The sequence below is a fragment of the Streptomyces sp. NPDC029159 genome, assembly GCF_055564055.1.
This window is the reverse complement of record NZ_JBVHWT010000009.1, coordinates 36,195-53,663: the sequence shown is the minus strand read 5'-3', so window position 1 is coordinate 53,663 and position 17,469 is coordinate 36,195. Positions and strand designations below refer to the sequence as shown.

Here is a 17,469-nt window from a genome sequence, read left to right as displayed (position 1 = left end):
CCTACCGCGCCGGCACCGGCTCACCGGTCGACGCGTCGATCACCTTCCGGCCGTCCAGCGGCTGCTCCAGCGTCACGGTCCGGGTGAACTCCTTCGCGATCTTCACGCAGACCTGGCCCGGCTTCTTCTCCTTGCCGGTGATCTCCGTCCGCACCGCCTTCGCCGACTCGTGCGCCCGCACCGCGTAGGTGCTGCACACCCCGCCCCAGAAGTGCAGCGTCAGCTTCCGGCCACCGTCGGAGACCGCGTACGACTCCAGCGCCATCGCACCCGGCTCCCCGGACGGCGAGCCGGACCCCTTCGCGGGACCGTCGCCGGGATGCGTCAGATACTGCGGCTGCACCGCCGGGTGCGCCACCGTCGCCGTCCCGTCCGGGCCGCCGCCCGCACCCGGCTGCACCACCGTGAACAGCCACGACGGCACCAGCGCCTGGCCGCCCGAGACGTACTGCACCGACAGCCCGAAGACCGCGCCGGTCACCCCGGCCGGCTGCTGCGCCCGCGTCGGCGCGGGCTTGCACGGCGCGATCCCGCCGGACTTCCCCGGCGCCGCGTCCGACGACGGGCAGTCGCCCGGAGTGTGGCTCCCGTCGCGGGAGTTGAGCCGCGTCAGCGTCCGGTCCGCACTCAGCACCGGATACTCCGCCCCCTTCACCGGCCGCGCCAACTGCCCGCTGCCGCCGACCACCTGACCGTCCGCGCCGACCTGGAGATCGCTCTGCCAGCCGTACGTCGGCAACCCGCCGAGCACCGGATCGGCCCGCACCGTCCGCACCGCACCCGACAGCCCGTGCGCATCCAGCCGGGCGTCGGACTGGCCCAGCGCCGCCAGCACCGGCCGCACCGCCCGCTCCGCCTCCTTCTGCGACACCGCACCCGCACCGCTGCCGTCGTCCTGCGTCGCGGCGTCCGGCCCGCCCCGGTACGACGGGCACCCCGGCTGCTCCGACGCACCCTCCGCCCCGCCCTTGGGGGACGCGGGCAGTGCACAGTTGGTGCCGCCGGGCGTGCCGTACGCGGAGTACGTCCACGAGCCCGAGCCGGTCTTGGTCACCTGGAGCACCGGGCCCCGGCCGTCGTGCGTCGGCCCGCCCACCTTCCAGCTGGTCCCCTCCGACCGGACCTTTCCGGCCACATCCAACGCCTTCGCCAGCCGCTTCACCGCTTCCGGCGTGACAGTGCCGTGCGGCCGGTACACCGGCGCGGAACCGGGCCCGTCCGGCAGCGCCTTCACCGCGCGGTACGCCGCGCCCTGCGGATTGGGCTCACCGGCGGCGATCTGCCCGCGCCCCTGGTACCCGTCGAGCACCAGCGGCGGCGGCCCGCCCGCACTGCCGTGACCTCCGTCGTCACCGGCGGCCGCGGCCCAGTACGCGGCCCCGCCGCCGGCCAGCAGCACCGCCGCGGCCACCGAGACGACCGCGGTCCGGCTCCGCCGCGACCGCGGGGGCGCTACCGCCTCGGGGGTGGTGTCCTCGCTGTTCACCGCATCGCTCCTTCGGCTCCGCCATCCGTCCGTCGTGCCGCCCTCCGCGAGGAGGACACCCTTGGGACGGCGCGGGCGCACGGGCGGTTCCCCGGGGCGCGCGGTACGGGACGCGCGCCGCCGGCGCGCCGGGAACCGGAGGCCGGGGCGCCGCACAGCCGTCCAGGCCCGGCCCTACCCGGTCTCAGTCGCCGTACTCCGCCATCCCGTCCACCAGCGCCGTCGACGCCGGGGACACCCGAACGCCGTGCAGCTCGGCGGCGTGGTCCGGCGGCGGGGGAGTGCGGTGCGCCGACCGCCAGCGCGGCGCCATCCGCGCACAGTCGCTACGCAGCTGGTCCAGCGATTCGGGCTCGCCGGCACCCGCGGGCCCGGCCGGGGATGTGAGGGGGTTCACATGCTTGGTCATACGGGAACCGTACGCATCCGGTGCCAGTCGGGAAAGCCCTACTATGCGGTAGTTTCGGCAGGTGGGAGGGGTCCGGGGAACCGGGTAGCGTGGTGCAACGCCCGCCCCTCCCTACGCCTCCACAGGAGTAGACAGCCGTGCGTATCGCAGTCACCGGCTCCATCGCCACCGATCACCTGATGACCTTCCCCGGCCGCTTCGCCGACCAGCTGGTCGCCGATCAGCTGCACACGGTCTCCCTCTCCTTCCTCGTCGACGACCTCGACGTCCGGCGCGGCGGCGTCGCCGCCAACATCTGCTTCGGCATGGGCCAGCTCGGCGCCGAGCCGATCCTGGTCGGCGCCGCGGGCAACGACTTCGACGACTACCGCGCCTGGCTCGACCGCCACGGCGTCGACACCCGCTCGGTCCGCATCTCCGAGGTGCTGCACACCGCCCGCTTCGTCTGCACCACCGACGCCGACCACAACCAGATCGGCTCCTTCTACACCGGCGCCATGAGCGAGGCCCGCCTCATCGAGCTGCACACCGTCGCCGAGCGCGTCGGCGGCCTCGACCTCGTCGTCATCGGCGCGGACGACCCCGAGGCGATGATCCGCCACACCGAGGAGTGCCGTACCCGCGGCATCCCGTTCGGCGCGGACTTCTCCCAGCAGATCGCCCGCATGGACGGCGAGGCCATCCGCACCCTCATGGAGGGCGCCGCCTACCTCTTCTCCAACGAGTACGAGAAGGGCCTCATCGAGTCCAAGACCGGCTGGAGCGACGAGGAGATCCTCGCCAAGGTCGGCACCCGCGTCACCACCCTCGGCGCCAACGGCGTCCGCATCGAGCGCGTCGGCGAGCCGGTCATCGAGGTCGGCACGCCCGAGGAGAACACCAAGGCCGACCCGACCGGCGTCGGCGACGCCTTCCGCGCCGGCTTCCTCTCAGGCCTCTCCTGGGGCGTCGGCGCCGAGCGCGCCGCCCAGGTCGGCTGCATGCTCGCCACCCTCGTCATCGAGACCGTCGGCACCCAGGAGTACGAGCTCCAGCGCAGCCACTTCATGGACCGCTTCACCAAGGCATACGGCCACGAGGCCGCCGCCGAGATCCAGCAGCACCTGGCCTGACCGGTACGGGGGAGACCCCGCACCAGGGCCCGCCCGAGGTCCGTGCCCCGCCCGAGGGTGTACGGCACGGCCGCCCGGCCCGCCCGCCTAGACGCGGCGCCGCACCACATACGCGGCGCCGCGTCCCCCTTCCAGGGGGCGCTCGCCGACGTACTCCTGACCCTGCGTCCAGCACCAGGCGGGGATGTCCAGCGCGGCCACCTCGTCGTCCGACCGGACCGTCACGGTGGCGCCCACCGGAACCCGTTCGACCGCCTTCGCCAGCTCGATCACCGGCACCGGACACCGCTCGCCCAGCGCGTCCACCACCAGCGAGGCGGGCTCCCCACCCGCCGGCGCCGCCGCGGCCCCCTCCGGCGCACCGAGCGCCGCCCGGACCTCCCGCACCGCCCCCGGCAGCACCTCCAGAAACCGCTCCACCGCGTCCGCCCCGGTCCCGGGCGGCAGCGACACCCGGACGTTCCCCTCCGACAGCACCCCCATCGCCTTGAGCACATGGCTCGGCGTCAACGTGCTGGAGGTGCACGACGAGCCGGACGACACCGAGAACCCGGCCCGGTCCAGCGCATGCAGCAGCGACTCGCCGTCCACGTAGAGACAGGAGAACGTCACCAGGTGCGGCAGCCGCCGCTCCGGATCGCCCACCACCGCCACATCCGGCACCACCGCCGCCACCCGCTCCCGGATCCGCGCCACCAGCCCCCGCAGCCGCCCGGCCTCCGCCGCCGCCTCCGCCCGCACCGCCCGCAGCGACGCGGCCGCCGCCACGATCGCCGGAATGTTCTCGAAACCGGGGGAGCGGCCCGCCTCCCGCTCGTCCACCGGACCCCGCGGCGCGAACCGCGTCCCCTTCCGCACCGCCAGCAGCCCCACCCCGGGCGGCCCGCCCCACTTGTGCGCACTGCCCGCCAGCACCGACCACGGACCCGCCACCGGCCCCCACGGCAGCGACTGCGCCGCATCCACCAGCAGCGGTACGCCCGCCGCCGCACACGCCTCGGCCACCTCGGCCACCGGCTGCTCCGTCCCCACCTCGTGGTTGGCGGACTGGAGTGCCGCCAGCGCGGTCTCCGGCGTCAGCGCCGCCGCGAACCCGTCCGCCGTGACCCGCCCGGCCCGGTCGCACCCCACCACCGCCACCGACCCGCCGTCCGCCGCATGGACCTCCGCCGCATGCAGGACACAGGAGTGCTCCACGGCGGAGTGCACCAGCCGCCGCCCGGCCCGCCGCCGCCCCGCCAACACGCCGAAGATCCCCGAATGCACCGCCTGCGTACCCGAAGGGGTGAAAACCAGCTCGTCGGCCCGGCACCCCACCGCCTCCGCCGCCGCCTCCCGCGCGGCGTCCAGCAGCAGCCGCGCCCGCCGCCCCTCCCGGTGCAGCCGGGCCGGATCGGCCCAGCCCTCGTCCAGCGAGGCGAGCAGCGCCTCCCGGGCGACGGGATGCAGCGGGGCGGCGGAGGCGGCGTCGAAGTAGGGCACGTACGAGACGGTAGAGGACGGCCGCGGCCCGGCGGCGGGCGGTCGCACCCGGCCCGCCGGCCCGCCCGGGCGGGGCGTCAGATGCCGCGGAAAGGCGGGTATTCGGGGGCGGAACGGAGGCCGCGGACCTGCGGGAACCACCCCTTCGGGGAGGGACGCGCCGCGTTGGGCACCCTCCCCGCGCACCCTCAAATAGCGTCCAGTAGGGTTTGGTCCGCATAAACATCCAAACCCCTGCCCGCGCCAGGGCCGGCGACCGACCAGCGAGACGGCCGCAGCCGGTCTCGCGGGCGAGACTCTCGGGAAGGCGCTACGTGAGTCCCAACGGCTCCGACCGCTCGTCGCGGCGCCCGATGCGGCGGAAGCTGCCGCAGGTGCTTGCTGCGGGCCTGGTCCTGGCGACCGCGACTGGTTGCACATCAAAGGACTTCCCCCGCCTCGGTATGCCGACGCCCGTCACGGACGAGGCGCCGCGGATCCTCTCTCTTTGGCAAGGCTCCTGGGCCGCCGCCCTCGCAACGGGCGTGCTGGTCTGGGGTCTGATCATTTGGAGCGTGATCTTCCACCGCCGCAGCCGGACCAAGGTGGAGGTCCCCGCACAGACCCGGTACAACATGCCGATCGAGGCGTTGTACACGATTGTTCCGTTCATCATCATCGCGGTGCTCTTCTACTTCACCGCGCGCGATGAGAGTGAACTCCTCAAGACGTCCAAGAAGCCCCAGCACGTCATCAACGTGGTGGGCTTCCAGTGGAGCTGGGCGTTCAACTACATCGAGGACGTGGACGGCAACAAGTCCACCGTCGCGAGCAAGAGCGACCAGGAACAGCTCAAGGCGATTCCTGACCGGCTGAAGAAGGGCTTCCCGGCCGGCGCCGAAGGCGTCCACGACGTGGGCACCCCCGCCACCCGGAACCCCCAGACCGGTAACCCCGGCCCGACGCTCTGGCTCCCCAAGGGCGAGAAGGTCCAGTTCGTCCTGACCTCGCGCGACGTCGCCCACTCCTTCTGGGTGGTGCCCTTCCTGATGAAGATGGACGTCATCCCGGGCCACACCAACGCCTTCGAGGTGACCCCCAACAAGGAGGGCACCTTCCTGGGCAAGTGCGCCGAGCTCTGCGGCGTCGACCACTCCCGGATGCTCTTCAACGTCAAGGTCGTCTCCCCCGAGAAGTACCGGGAGCACCTGAAGGACCTGGCGAAGAAGGGCCAGACCGGCTACCTGCCGTCAGGCGAGGACCAGACGGATCACGCCAGGAACGCGGAGACCAAGACCAAGTGAGCATCCTCAACGAACCCCAGGGTGCCGCCGCCGATTCGGCTCCGGCAGCACCGCCCGTACGCAAGAAGCAACCAGGCATCGCCGTGGTCAAGTGGCTCACCACCACCGACCACAAGACGATCGGCACGATGTACCTGGTCACTTCGTTCGCGTTCTTCTGCATCGGCGGCGTCATGGCGCTCCTCATGCGCGCCGAGCTGGCCCGTCCGGGCACGCAGATCATGTCGAACGAGCAGTTCAACCAGGCGTTCACGATGCACGGCACGATCATGCTGCTGATGTTCGCGACGCCGCTCTTCGCCGGATTCGCCAACTGGATCATGCCGCTGCAGATCGGCGCGCCCGACGTGGCGTTCCCGCGGCTGAACATGTTCGCGTACTGGCTGTACCTCTTCGGCTCGCTGATCGCGGTGGCCGGCTTCCTCACCCCGCAGGGTGCGGCGGACTTCGGCTGGTTCGCCTACTCCCCGCTGTCCGGCGTCGTCCGGTCGCCGGGCGTCGGCGCCGACATGTGGATCATGGGTCTGGCCTTCTCCGGCTTCGGCACGATCCTCGGTTCGGTCAACTTCATCACCACGATCATCTGCATGCGCGCCCCCGGCATGACGATGTTCCGCATGCCGATCTTCACCTGGAACGTCCTGCTGACCGGTGTGCTGGTCCTGCTGGCCTTCCCGGTCCTGGCCGCCGCGCTGTTCGCCCTGGAGGCGGACCGTAAGTTCGGTGCCCATGTATTCGACGCGGCAAATGGCGGCGTACTGCTCTGGCAGCACCTCTTCTGGTTCTTCGGCCATCCCGAGGTGTACATCATCGCGCTGCCGTTCTTCGGCATCATTTCCGAGGTCATTCCGGTCTTCTCCCGGAAGCCGATGTTCGGTTACATCGGTCTGATCGCCGCGACGATTTCCATCGCCGGTCTTTCGGTGACGGTCTGGGCGCACCACATGTATGTGACGGGCGGCGTGCTCTTGCCGTTCTTCTCCTTCATGACGTTCCTCATCGCGGTCCCGACCGGTGTGAAGTTCTTCAACTGGATCGGCACGATGTGGAAGGGCTCGCTCTCCTTCGAGACGCCGATGCTCTGGGCGATCGGCTTCCTGATCACCTTCACCTTCGGTGGTCTGACCGGCGTCATCCTGGCGTCGCCCCCGATGGACTTCCACGTCTCCGACTCGTACTTCGTGGTGGCCCACTTCCACTACGTCATCTTCGGTACGGTCGTCTTCGCGATGTTCTCCGGATTCCACTTCTGGTGGCCGAAGTTCACCGGCAAGATGCTGGACGAGCGCCTCGGCAAGATCACGTTCTGGACGCTGTTCGTGGGCTTCCACGGCACGTTCCTCGTGCAGCACTGGCTGGGTGTCGAGGGCATGCCGCGTCGTTACGCGGACTACCTCGCGGCCGACGGCTTCACGACGCTGAACACCATCTCGACGATCGCGTCCTTCCTGCTCGGCCTGTCGATCCTGCCGTTCTTCTACAACGTCTGGAAGACCGCCAAGTACGGCAAGAAGGTCGAGGTCGACGACCCCTGGGGCTACGGCCGCTCCCTGGAGTGGGCGACGTCCTGCCCGCCCCCGCGGCACAACTTCCTCACCCTGCCGCGCATCCGGTCCGAATCCCCGGCGTTCGACCTGCACCACCCGGAGATCGCCGCACTGGACGCCCTCCAGAACGGCCACGGCACGGCGGATGACAAGGCCCTCGCCGGCGGCAAGGAGGCTGGCAAGTGAAGATCCAGGGCAAGATGTTCATCTGGCTCTCCGTCTTCGTCCTCGCCATCGCGATCGTCTATGGCGTCTGGTCGAAGGAGCCGGCGGGCACCACCGCGCTGTTCCTCGCGTTCGGTCTCTGCATCATGATCGGCTACTACCTGGCCTTCACGGCCCGGCGGGTCGACGCGGGTGCGCAGGACAACGAGAACGCCGAGGTCGCGGACGACGCGGGCGAACTGGGCTTCTTCAGCCCGCACAGCTGGCAGCCGCTCTCGCTGGCCGTCGGTGGCGCCCTCGCCTTCCTGGGCGTCGTCTTCGGCTGGTGGCTGATCTACTTCTCGGCACCGGTCATCTTCGTCGGCCTGTTCGGTTGGGTCTTCGAGTACTACCGCGGCGAGAACCGCACGCAGTGACCACGGCTCTCGTGCCGTGAAGGGCGGGCCCGGACACCTCAACTGGTGTCCGGGCCCGCCCCGTTTGCAGTCCTCCAGCGCGCCGCTCCCGGGATTTCTCCATATTTTTGGTACATGAGTCCCAGACCCCGAACCCGGACGGTGCTGAGCTGCGGCCTCCTGCTCGTGCCCCTCGCGGTGTCCGCCACCGCGTGCGGGGGCTCGTCGTCGGAAGCGCTCTCCGCAAACCCCTACGACGCGGCCGACCAGATCACGTCCAACACTCCGGACGGGACACGGACGGCGGACCCCAACAAGCCGCTCGAAGTGTCCGTCAAGGACGACGAGGCGCGCCTCACGGACGTGACCGCGACCGACGCCTCCGGCCGCTCCATCCGCGGTGAGCTGACCGCCGACGGCAAGCACTGGCGGACCACCGTGCCGCTCGCCGCCGGCGTCCGCTACACCGTGCAGATCAGCACCGAGGACGAGGACGGCAACCCCGGCAGCAAGACGCTCCACGTCGCCACCAAGGGCGGCGGCGACCGCCTCCAGGTCACCTTCGGCCCGGACAGCGGCGAGTACGGCGTCGGCCAGCCGGTCACCGCCAAACTCAGCCGGGACGTCAAGGACCCGCAGGCGCGCGCCGTCGTCGAGAGCGCCCTCAAGGTCGACTCCACGCCCCGCGTCCAGGGCTCCTGGTACTGGGTCGACGGCAAGACCCTGCACTTCCGCCCCAAGGAGTACTGGCCCGCGCACGCCGCCATCGAGGTGCACAGCAACCTGGAGGGCCTGAAGATCTCCAAGGGCCTCTACGGCGGCCCCGCCAAGCCCGTGAAGCTCACCACCGGCGACAAGGTCGTCGCCGTCACCGACGCCTCCTCGCACACCATGACGGTGCTGCGCAACGGCCGGCAGATCAACACGCTGCCCGTCACCACCGGCAAGCCCGGCTTCGACACCCGCAACGGCGTCAAGGTCGTCCTCGCCAAGGAGAGCTTCGTCCGGATGACCAGCGGCAGCATCGGCATCCCGGAGGGCAGTTCGGACTCCTACGACCTGCCCGTCTACTGGGCGACGCGGGTCACCACCAGCGGCGAGTACGTGCACGCCGCGCCCTGGTCCGTGGGGTCGCAGGGCGCGGCCAACGTCAGCCACGGCTGCACGGGCATGTCCACCGGCGACGCCCAGTGGTTCTTCAACACCGTGCACGTCGGCGACATCGTGAAGGTCGTCAACAGCGGCGGCGACACCATGGCGCCCTTCGGCAACGGCTTCGGTGACTGGAACATGCCCTGGCAGGAGTGGCGCGAGGGCAGCGCCCTCAGGAACGGCACCGCCACCACAGGGGCGGCCGAGCGGCAGCGGGAGCCCGCCGATGCCGCCCGGCTGCGCCCCGAGGTCTGAGGACGCCTCAGACGGCCGCTCAGCTGCGTGCGAGGAGCCGTCCGCGCAGCAGGGAGGCGAGCGAGTCGGCGAACGCCACCGGGTCCACCGGATGCGTCACCGCCGCGTCCGCGCGGCTCCAGGTGGCCAGCCAGGCGTCCTGCGGGCGTCCGATGAGCAGCAGCACCGGCGGGCAGCTGTAGATCTCGTCCTTGATCTGCCGGCACACGCCCATCCCGCCGGCCGGTGCGGTCTCGCCGTCCAGGACGCAGACGTCGATGCCGCCCTGCTCCAGCGCCTCCAGGACGGCGGGCAGGGTCGCGCACTCCAGGATCTCCACCGGCGGGACATCGGCCGCGGGCTGCCGCCCGGCGGCCAGCCTCACCTGCTCGCGGGTGGTGGCGTTGTCGCTGTAGACCAGCACCGTGGCAGTCGCCTGCATCGTTCCTCCACGCTTCGAAGCGGTACGGACCGGGACGGGCACCTGTGCAGGGAACGCCCCCACCGTAGGTAGGGCTCGGATGCTACTCCCGCAGGGGCCGCGGACAGGAGGGTGCGGACACCACCAAGATCCGTCCGACGGCCCGTCAGGACTGGCCACGGTACGGCACCGAGCCGCTCCGGCACCCCGCGTTTCCCCCCTTCGGGCGAAGCCGGAAGAGCCCCGCAGGAGCAGGGCATACGGCCTTGACACACCGAACGGCACCCCCCGGAGTGAGGGCGGGATAAGCGACCGACATAATGTCGGTCGTGGCGACAGCAACGACAGTAGAAACCGGGCACGCGCACCCGTCGGTCAATCGACCGAATCTCACCAGCGTCGGAACCATCATCTGGCTGAGTTCCGAGCTGATGTTCTTCGCGGCCCTCTTCGCGATGTACTTCACCCTTCGATCGGTGACCGGTGCCGAGTATTGGAAGGAAACCTCCGATGCGCTGAACCTTCCGTTCTCCGCGACGAACACGACGATCCTGGTGCTCAGCTCGCTGACCTGCCAGCTCGGTGTTTTTGCGGCGGAGCGCGGCGACGTCAAGAAGCTCCGCACGTGGTTCGTGATCACGTTCATCATGGGCGCGATCTTCATCGGCGGTCAGGTCTTCGAGTACACCGAACTGGTCAAGGAAGAGGGCCTCTCGCTCTCGTCCGGCCCGTACGGCTCGGTGTTCTACCTGACCACCGGCTTCCACGGCTTGCACGTGACGGGCGGCCTGATCGCCTTCCTGCTGGTTCTGGGCAGGACGTACGCGGCCAAGAGGTTCACCCACGAACAGGCCACCGCGGCCATCGTCGTGTCCTACTACTGGCACTTCGTCGATGTCGTCTGGATCGGCCTCTTCGCCACGATCTACCTGATCCGGTAACCGGTCCCGACCGGGAAACCGCAGTTCAGACAGACATAGCCAAAGCATCGACGCAGAAGATCCTGACACCGGGGTAATCCGTGAAAAAGCTCTCCGCACGACGGCGCCATCCGCTGGCGGCGCTCGTCGTCCTACTCTTCGCGCTGGCGGTCACTGGGGGGCTGTACGCCGCGTTCGCGCCGGCGGACAAGGCTCAGGCCGATGACACCGCCCAGTCTCTTGCCATCAAGGAGGGCAAGAAGCTCTACGCCGTCGGCTGCGCCAGCTGCCACGGCACCGGCGGTCAGGGCTCGTCCGACGGCCCGAGCCTGGTCGGTGTCGGCGCCGCAGCCGTCGACTTCCAGGTGGGCACCGGCCGTATGCCGGCCCAGCAGCCCGGCGCCCAGGTGCCGCGGAAGACGCCCATCTACAACCAGGCGCAGATCGACCAGCTGGCGGCGTACGTCGCGTCGCTGGGCGCCGGTCCCGCCGTGCCCGGCAAGGACCAGTACAGCCCGGACGGTGCCGACGTCGGCAAGGGTGGCGAGCTGTTCCGCACCAACTGCGCGCAGTGCCACAACTTCACCGGCAAGGGCGGCGCCCTGACCAACGGCAAGTTCGCACCGACGCTCGAAGGCGTGGACCCGAAGCACATCTACGAGGCCATGCAGACCGGCCCGCAGAACATGCCCTCCTTCGGTGACGGCACGCTGTCCTCGGCGAACAAGAAGGACATCGTCGCGTACCTCGACGCCGTCAACGGCGATGACACCGCGAGCCCCGGTGGCCTGGACCTCGGTGGTCTCGGTCCGGTCAGTGAGGGTCTCTTCGGCTACATCTTCGGCCTGGGCGCGCTGGTCGCGGTCGCCATCTGGGTCGCTGCCCGGACTACGAAGGCCAAGAAGTCATGAGTGAGACTGGACGACACGCAGACGTGCCAGAAGAATCCCTTCCGAGTGAGCGCACCGCTCACGACAGTGCGCCGGCGAAGGCGGACAACCCCTTCGCCGATCCGGGTCTGCCCGCGCACGAGCATCGCATCCAGGACATCGACGAGAAGGCCGCCCGGCGCTCCGAGCGCGTCGTGGCCTACTTCTTCCTCCTGTCGATGCTCGCGACCGTCGCGTTCATCGCGTCGTATGTGATCTTCCCGATCGACAAGATCGTCTTCATCTGGCCGATCGGGCACATCAGCGCGCTGAACTTCTCCCTGGGCCTGTCCCTGGGTATCGCCCTCTTCGCCATCGGCGCCGGCGCGGTCCACTGGGCCCGCACGCTGATGTCGGACGAGGAGGTCGCCGACGACCGGCACCCGATCGAGGCGGAGCCCGAGGTCAAGGCCAAGGTGCTCGCCGACTTCGCGCAGGGCGCGAAGGAGTCCGGCTTCGGTCGCCGCAAGCTGATCCGTAACACGATGTTCGGTGCGCTGGCCCTGGTGCCGCTCTCCGGCGTCGTCCTGCTGCGCGACCTCGGGCCGCTGCCCGAGAAGAAGCTGCGCGGCACGGGCTGGAAGAAGGGCATCCGCCTGGTCAACCAGTCCACCAACCTCCCGCTGCGTCCCGAGGACATCGCGGTCGGCTCCCTGACGTTCGCCAAGCCCGAGGGCCTGGAGGAGGACGACGAGGAGTTCAACAGCAAGATCGCCAAGGACGCCCTGATGCTCGTGCGGATCCAGCCGCAGAACATCAAGGACAAGCAGGAACTTGAGTGGTCGCACGAGGGCATCGTGGCGTACTCGAAGATCTGCACCCACGTCGGTTGCCCGATCAGCCTGTACGAGCAGCAGACGCACCACGTGCTCTGCCCGTGCCACCAGTCCACCTTCGACCTGTCCGACGGCGGTCGCGTGATCTTCGGCCCCGCCGGCCACGCGCTTCCGCAGCTGCACATCACGGTGAAGGACGGCTACCTCGAAGCCGTCAGCGACTTCGCGGAGCCCGTCGGCCCGAGCTTCTGGGAGCGCGGATGAGTAACGAGACGAGCGCGACCACCGCGCGTCGCGGCCAGGCGCCGCGGGGCGAGCGGATCGCCGACTGGGCGGACGGCCGGCTGGGCATCTACAGCCTCGCCAAGGCCAACATGCGCAAGATCTTCCCGGACCACTGGTCCTTCATGCTGGGTGAGATCTGCCTCTACAGCTTCATCATCATCATCCTGACCGGTGTCTACCTGACGCTGTTCTTCCACCCGAGCATGGCCGAGGTCGTCTACCACGGCTCCTACGTGCCGATGCACGGGATCCGGATGACCCAGGCGTTCGAGTCGACGCTGAACATCAGCTTCGACGTCCGCGGTGGTCTGCTGATCCGGCAGATCCACCACTGGGCGGCGCTGATCTTCCTCGCCGGCATGATGGTCCACATGATGCGGGTGTTCTTCACCGGCGCCTTCCGCAAGCCGCGTGAGGTCAACTGGCTGTTCGGCTTCCTGCTGCTGGTGCTGGGCATGTTCACCGGCTTCACCGGCTACTCCCTCCCCGACGACCTGCTCTCCGGCACCGGCGTGCGGTTCATCGAGGGTGTCATCCTGGCGATGCCGCTGATCGGCTCGTACCTGCAGATGTTCATCTTCGGCGGGGAGTTCCCGGGGCACGACATCATTCCGAGGTTCTTCACGGTGCACGTGCTGCTGCTGCCGGGCATCATGCTCGGTCTGCTGGTGGCCCACCTGATCCTGGTCTTCTACCACAAGCACACGCAGTTCCCGGGTGCCGGCAAGACCAACAAGAACGTCGTCGGCATGCCGCTGCTGCCGGTCTACATGGCCAAGGCCGGAGGCTTCTTCTTCCTGGTCTTCGGTGTCATCTCGGTCATCGCGGCCATCGCCAGCATCAACCCGGTGTGGGCCATCGGCCCGTACCGCCCGGACCAGGTGTCCACCGGCGCCCAGCCCGACTGGTACATGGGCTTCGCCGAGGGCCTCGTCCGAGTGATGCCGGGCTGGGAGTGGGACTTCTGGGGTCACACCATCAACTTCGGTGTGCTCATCCCGATCCTGATCTTCCCGCTGGTGCTGGTGGCCATCGCGGTCTACCCGTTCATCGAGTCCTGGGTGCGGGGTGACAAGCGCGAGCACCACATCCTGGACCGTCCGCGCAACGCCCCGACCCGTACCGGCTTCGGTGTGGCCTGGCTGGTCGCGTACTTCGTGATGCTGATCGGTGGCGGTAACGACCTGTGGGCGACCCACTTCCACCTGTCGATCAACTCGATCACCTGGTTCGTGCGGATCGCGTTCTTCGTCGGCCCGGTGCTGGCGTTCATCGCCACCAAGCGGATCTGCCTGGGTCTGCAGCGCCGCGACCGGGACAAGGTGCTGCACGGCCGCGAGTCGGGCATCATCAAGCGCCTGCCGCACGGTGAGTTCGTCGAGGTCCATGAGCCGCTCACCCAGGAGCAGCTGCACGTCCTCACCCAGCACGAGCAGCCCGCTCCGCTGGAGCTGGCGGCCGAGGTCGACGAGAACGGCGTCGAGCGCAAGGTCACGCGGTCGCAGAAGCTGCGTGCCAAGCTCTCGAAGGCGTACTACGGCGAGGACAACGTCATCCCGAAGCCGACCGTCGAGGAGTACAAGGAGATCAGCAGCGGCCACGGCCACCACTGATCACCGAGCCGCCGTGAGGACACGGCGGAAGTGACGCCACCCAGAGGGCCCCGTCCGGACACCGGACGGGGCCCTCCGGCATTCCCCGGGCTCGGTAGGGTTTGCCTCATACGCAGGAACCGACCAGGAGTGTGGACCATGAACGTTGCGACCCCGGCAGGCGGCGACAGCGTGGCGGCCCACACCTGGCCGGGTGTCCTGAACGCCCTGCTCGACGGCCGGGACCTCGCCGCGGACGACACCGCCTGGGCGATGGACCGGATCATGCGGGGCGAGGCCACCGACGCGCAGATCGCCGGGTTCGCGGTGGCGCTGCGGGCCAAGGGCGAGACCGTCGCGGAGATCTCCGGGCTGGTCCGCGCGATGTATGCGCACGCCCGGCTGATCGAGGTGGCGGGCCCCGGTGTGGACATCGTGGGCACCGGCGGCGACGGCGCCAAGACCGTCAACATCTCCACGATGTCCTCCATCGTGGTGGCCGGTACGGGCGCGAAGGTCGTCAAGCACGGCAACCGTGCCGCGTCCTCGGCGAGCGGCTCCTCCGACGTCCTGGAGAAGCTCGGCGTCCGGCTGAACCTCTCGCCGCGGCGGGTCGTGGAGGTCGCCGAGGAGGCGGGCATCACGTTCTGCTTCGCGGTCACCTTCCACCCGGCGCTGCGCCACGTCGCCACCGCCCGCGGTCAGCTCGGCATCCGGACCACGTTCAACGTGCTGGGCCCGCTCACCAACCCGGCGCGGGTGCAGGCGCAGGCGACCGGCGTCGCGGACGCCCGGATGGCGCCGATCCTCGCCGGGGTGCTCGCCGAGCGCGGTTCGTCCGCGCTGGTCTTCCGCGGCGACGACGGGCTGGACGAGCTGACGACGACGGCGACGTCGCGGGTGTGGATCGTGCGGGACGGCGCGGTGCGGGAGGAGACCTTCGACCCGCGGGACGTCGGCATCCCGCTGGTCCCGGTGGAGGCGCTGCGCGGTGCCGACGCGGCGTACAACGCCGAGGTGGCGCGGCGGCTGCTGGACGGGGAGAAGGGCCCGGTCCGGGAGGCGGTGCTGCTGAACTCGGCGGCGGCGCTCGCCGCGCTCGCGCCGACCGCGGCGCCGCTGACCGAGCAGCTCCGGGCCGGTATGGAGCGGGCGGCGGAGTCCATCGACTCCGGCGCGGCCAAGCGGGCGCTGGAGCGCTGGGCGGCGGCCAGTCACGCCTGAGCGACGGGCGGCGGCCGGTAACGCCCGAGCGCCGTACGGCCGTTGCGGGAATTCCGTGCAATTCCGGTCCGGTTGATCTCAACAACCGGACCGGGCTTGCGCCGTTCCGTGCATATGGCATGATGCTGCGCAGGTCACGAGTGACAGCGACACAGGCCCCGGCCCGCTGTCCGGCAACCCTCCTTCCGTGGCGGGGTGCCCCGGGTGATGACCAGGCCGCAGGCAGCGAGGTCTGCGGCAAGCGCGGATCCCTCGCCAGGGATCCTGGTCCTCAGAGGGAGAACTTCCGTGAACCAGCGAATGCGATAGGGCTGCACAAGCCCCCTCTCCAGCTTTTCGCTTTCTGAAGCAATTCAGCGCTCCGCCGCTGCTTTTTCCTGCCGAATTCCGCCGCGCCCTTTCGCGCTTCCGCCTGCCCGCGCGCGGTGAATTCGCCTTTCTCTCACGGGAGTTCGCCATGTCTGTCTCCACCGTTGCCACCGACCGCCCCCTCTGTGACGAACTGAGCGTTCTGGGGCGAGATGTTCAGGTGCCGCTGGCCACCGGCGGCGAGATCGGCTACGCCGCCCTGGACTACGCGGCGAGCGCCCCGGCGCTCCAGCGGGTCTGGGACGACGTGGCCGCCTACGCCCCGTACTACGGGAGCGTGCACCGCGGCGCCGGCTACCTCTCGCAGCTCTCCACCGACCTCTTCGAGAACGCCCGCGCCACCGTCGCCGACTTCCTCGGCTGCCGCGACGACGACCAGGTGATCTTCACGCGCTCCACCACCGACTCCCTCAACCTGCTGGCCGCCGCGCTGCCGCCGGCCACCCGGGTCTTCGTCTTCGAGACCGAGCACCACGCCGCGCTGCTGCCGTGGGAGCAGCGCGACGGCGTCGACGTCACCTACCTCGACGCACCGCGCACCCCCCGGCAGGCCGTCGACACCCTGGAGAAGGCCCTCGCCGCCCGCGAGCCCCACGGGCAGGCTTTGGTCTGTGTGACCGGCGCCTCCAACGTCACCGGCGAGATCTGGCCGATCAAGGAGCTGGCCGCCGCGGCCCACGCCCACGGCGCGCGGATCGTGCTGGACGCCGCCCAGCTGGTGCCGCACCAGCCCGTCCACCTCGCCGAACTCGACGTGGACTGGGTCGCGTTCTCCGGCCACAAGCTGTACGCGCCGTTCGGCTCCGGGGTGCTGGCCGGCCGTGCCGACTGGCTGCAGGACGCCGACCCGTACCTGGCCGGCGGCGGTGCCAGCCGCACCGTCGCACGCCGCCCCGACGGCGGCGTCGACGTCGCCTGGCACACGACCGCCGCCCGTCACGAGGCCGGTTCGCCCAACGTCATCGGCGCCTACGCGATCGCCTCCGCGTGCCGGGCGCTCACCGAGGCGGGCTTCGACGCGGTCGTCGCCCGCGAACAGGAACTCATCACCCGCGTCCGGACCGGCCTCGCGGAGATCCCCGGCGTCCGCGTCCTGTCCCTCTTCGGCGACGACGCCCACCGCGTCGGGGTGCTCTCCTTCGTCGTCGACGGCTGGGACAGCTCCCGCCTCGCGGCGGCGCTGTCCACGGAGTACGGGATCGGCGTCCGCGACGGGCTCTTCTGCGCCCACCCGCTGGTCCGTGCGCTGCTCGGCGGGGCTCGGGACGAGCCCGCCGAGTGCGGGTCGCCTGCGCCTGTGCCTGCGGCAGGCGGGAGCGCGTTGGGTGCGGTGCGGGTCAGCTTCGGTGCCGGGACGCCCGACGAGCATGTGGACCGCTTTGTCCGGGCGGTCCGGGAGCTGGTGGCCTAGCGGCCTGCGTTGTGCCCGTCCGCTGCGCGGTGCCGGGTGCGGTGCGTTGCCCGCTGTCCGTTTGTTTGCGCCTGCGGCGGGCGTGGTCGCTGCGCGAGGCTTTTCGGCTGCGGTGCCGGACCTCCGGACTTCGTCCTGCGGTCCGTCCCCTTCCGTGGGTGGGTGGGGAAAGAAAAAGACGGTGGGGGCTGGCCTTGACTGTCCGGCGTGCCTGAGTGGGAGGGGCCGCTCGTACGGACTGTGGTCGGGGGCGGACGACGACGGTGGCACGCCCATG

At 70.1% G+C, this 17,469-nt stretch carries 15 protein-coding genes and 1 riboswitch; of the genes, 11 read left to right on the top strand and 4 right to left on the bottom strand.

The annotated features are described in order from the left end of the window. Position 1: 1 nt before the first annotated feature. Both ACZ4U4_RS18890 and ACZ4U4_RS18885 read right to left on the bottom strand, forming a co-directional pair. Positions 2–1,486: a hypothetical protein gene (locus tag ACZ4U4_RS18890; protein WP_467875359.1), complete on the bottom strand. Its 1,485-nt coding sequence runs from the start codon at positions 1,484–1,486 to the stop codon at positions 2–4. Positions 1,487–1,670: 184 nt separating this feature from the next. Then, a complete protein-coding gene (locus tag ACZ4U4_RS18885) occupies positions 1,671–1,895 on the bottom strand; it encodes a hypothetical protein (protein ID WP_467875357.1) in 225 nt (74 codons plus the stop codon). Between the two features lie 137 nt (positions 1,896–2,032). On the opposite strand from ACZ4U4_RS18885, the gene ACZ4U4_RS18880 reads away from it, so the two are divergent. Beyond that, on the top strand, positions 2,033–3,007 hold the full coding sequence (locus ACZ4U4_RS18880) for a carbohydrate kinase family protein (RefSeq protein WP_467875355.1): 975 nt from the start codon (positions 2,033–2,035) through the stop codon (positions 3,005–3,007). A gap of 87 nt (positions 3,008–3,094) precedes the next feature. Here the strand turns inward: ACZ4U4_RS18880 and ACZ4U4_RS18875 are convergent, their stop codons facing one another. Further along, a complete protein-coding gene (locus ACZ4U4_RS18875) occupies positions 3,095–4,489 on the bottom strand; it encodes an aminotransferase class V-fold PLP-dependent enzyme (RefSeq protein ID WP_467875352.1) in 1,395 nt (464 codons plus the stop codon). 314 nt (positions 4,490–4,803) lie between these two features. On the opposite strand from ACZ4U4_RS18875, the gene ctaC reads away from it, so the two are divergent. The 4 genes from ctaC (at position 4,804) to ACZ4U4_RS18855 (ending at position 9,286) form a co-directional block, all read left to right on the top strand. Then, positions 4,804–5,772, top strand: coding sequence for an aa3-type cytochrome oxidase subunit II (ctaC, locus tag ACZ4U4_RS18870; RefSeq protein WP_467875350.1), 969 nt, complete (start codon positions 4,804–4,806; stop codon positions 5,770–5,772). Beyond that, on the top strand, positions 5,769–7,505 hold the full coding sequence (ctaD, locus tag ACZ4U4_RS18865) for an aa3-type cytochrome oxidase subunit I (RefSeq protein ID WP_467875347.1): 1,737 nt from the start codon (positions 5,769–5,771) through the stop codon (positions 7,503–7,505). Before ctaC ends, ctaD begins: the two co-directional genes overlap by 4 nt. Further along, positions 7,502–7,900 carry a cytochrome c oxidase subunit 4 gene (locus ACZ4U4_RS18860; protein WP_467875344.1) on the top strand — a complete coding sequence of 133 codons (399 nt, stop codon included), beginning with the start codon at positions 7,502–7,504 and terminating at the stop codon, positions 7,898–7,900. The genes ctaD and ACZ4U4_RS18860 overlap by 4 nt, the downstream gene beginning before the upstream one ends. A 114-nt stretch (positions 7,901–8,014) precedes the next feature. Then, a complete protein-coding gene (locus ACZ4U4_RS18855) occupies positions 8,015–9,286 on the top strand; it encodes a L,D-transpeptidase (protein ID WP_467875342.1) in 1,272 nt (423 codons plus the stop codon). 19 nt (positions 9,287–9,305) lie between these two features. Here ACZ4U4_RS18855 and ACZ4U4_RS18850 read toward each other — a convergent pair whose 3' ends face one another. Further along, the gene (locus ACZ4U4_RS18850; RefSeq protein ID WP_467875339.1) at positions 9,306–9,707 is read right to left on the bottom strand and encodes a hypothetical protein; all 402 of its coding nucleotides are present in this window, start codon (positions 9,705–9,707) and stop codon (positions 9,306–9,308) included. Between the two features lie 299 nt (positions 9,708–10,006). Here ACZ4U4_RS18850 and ctaE point away from each other — a divergent pair, with 299 nt between their 5' ends. The 6 genes from ctaE (at position 10,007) to ACZ4U4_RS18820 (ending at position 17,192) form a co-directional block, all read left to right on the top strand. Next, positions 10,007–10,627 carry an aa3-type cytochrome oxidase subunit III gene (ctaE, locus tag ACZ4U4_RS18845; RefSeq protein ID WP_030281841.1) on the top strand — a complete coding sequence of 207 codons (621 nt, stop codon included), beginning with the start codon at positions 10,007–10,009 and terminating at the stop codon, positions 10,625–10,627. Between the two features lie 80 nt (positions 10,628–10,707). Then, positions 10,708–11,517 (top strand): cytochrome bc1 complex diheme cytochrome c subunit, encoded by an 810-nt coding sequence (gene qcrC, locus ACZ4U4_RS18840; protein ID WP_467875336.1) that lies wholly within the window; start codon positions 10,708–10,710, stop codon positions 11,515–11,517. Beyond that, positions 11,514–12,575, top strand: a complete 1,062-nt coding sequence (gene qcrA / locus ACZ4U4_RS18835) for a cytochrome bc1 complex Rieske iron-sulfur subunit (RefSeq protein WP_467875332.1) — start codon at positions 11,514–11,516, stop codon at positions 12,573–12,575. The genes qcrC and qcrA overlap by 4 nt, the downstream gene beginning before the upstream one ends. Continuing rightward, positions 12,572–14,209, top strand: a complete 1,638-nt coding sequence (gene qcrB / locus ACZ4U4_RS18830) for a cytochrome bc1 complex cytochrome b subunit (RefSeq protein WP_467875330.1) — start codon at positions 12,572–12,574, stop codon at positions 14,207–14,209. Before qcrA ends, qcrB begins: the two co-directional genes overlap by 4 nt. Before the next feature lie 138 nt (positions 14,210–14,347). Next, positions 14,348–15,412 carry an anthranilate phosphoribosyltransferase gene (trpD, locus tag ACZ4U4_RS18825; RefSeq protein ID WP_467875327.1) on the top strand — a complete coding sequence of 355 codons (1,065 nt, stop codon included), beginning with the start codon at positions 14,348–14,350 and terminating at the stop codon, positions 15,410–15,412. A gap of 132 nt (positions 15,413–15,544) precedes the next feature. Further along, positions 15,545–15,662: riboswitch (SAM riboswitch) on the top strand. Positions 15,663–15,869: 207 nt separating this feature from the next. Beyond that, positions 15,870–17,192: an aminotransferase class V-fold PLP-dependent enzyme gene (locus tag ACZ4U4_RS18820; protein WP_467875324.1), complete on the top strand. Its 1,323-nt coding sequence runs from the start codon at positions 15,870–15,872 to the stop codon at positions 17,190–17,192. Positions 17,193–17,469 lie beyond the last annotated feature (277 nt).

Bases quoted from the DNA above. Each gene is read 5' to 3' on its own strand.
- ACZ4U4_RS18885 (WP_467875357.1), bottom strand. From the start codon at position 1,895: ATGACCAAGCATGTGAACCCCCTCACATCCCCGGCCGGGCCCGCGGGT.
- ACZ4U4_RS18855 (WP_467875342.1), top strand. From the start codon at position 8,015: ATGAGTCCCAGACCCCGAACCCGGACGGTGCTGAGCTGCGGCCTCCTG.
- ACZ4U4_RS18850 (WP_467875339.1), bottom strand. From the start codon at position 9,707: ATGCAGGCGACTGCCACGGTGCTGGTCTACAGCGACAACGCCACCACC.
- ctaE (WP_030281841.1), top strand. From the start codon at position 10,007: ATGTCGGTCGTGGCGACAGCAACGACAGTAGAAACCGGGCACGCGCAC.
- qcrA (WP_467875332.1), top strand. From the start codon at position 11,514: ATGAGTGAGACTGGACGACACGCAGACGTGCCAGAAGAATCCCTTCCG.
- qcrB (WP_467875330.1), top strand. From the start codon at position 12,572: ATGAGTAACGAGACGAGCGCGACCACCGCGCGTCGCGGCCAGGCGCCG.
- trpD (WP_467875327.1), top strand. From the start codon at position 14,348: ATGAACGTTGCGACCCCGGCAGGCGGCGACAGCGTGGCGGCCCACACC.
- ACZ4U4_RS18820 (WP_467875324.1), top strand. From the start codon at position 15,870: ATGTCTGTCTCCACCGTTGCCACCGACCGCCCCCTCTGTGACGAACTG.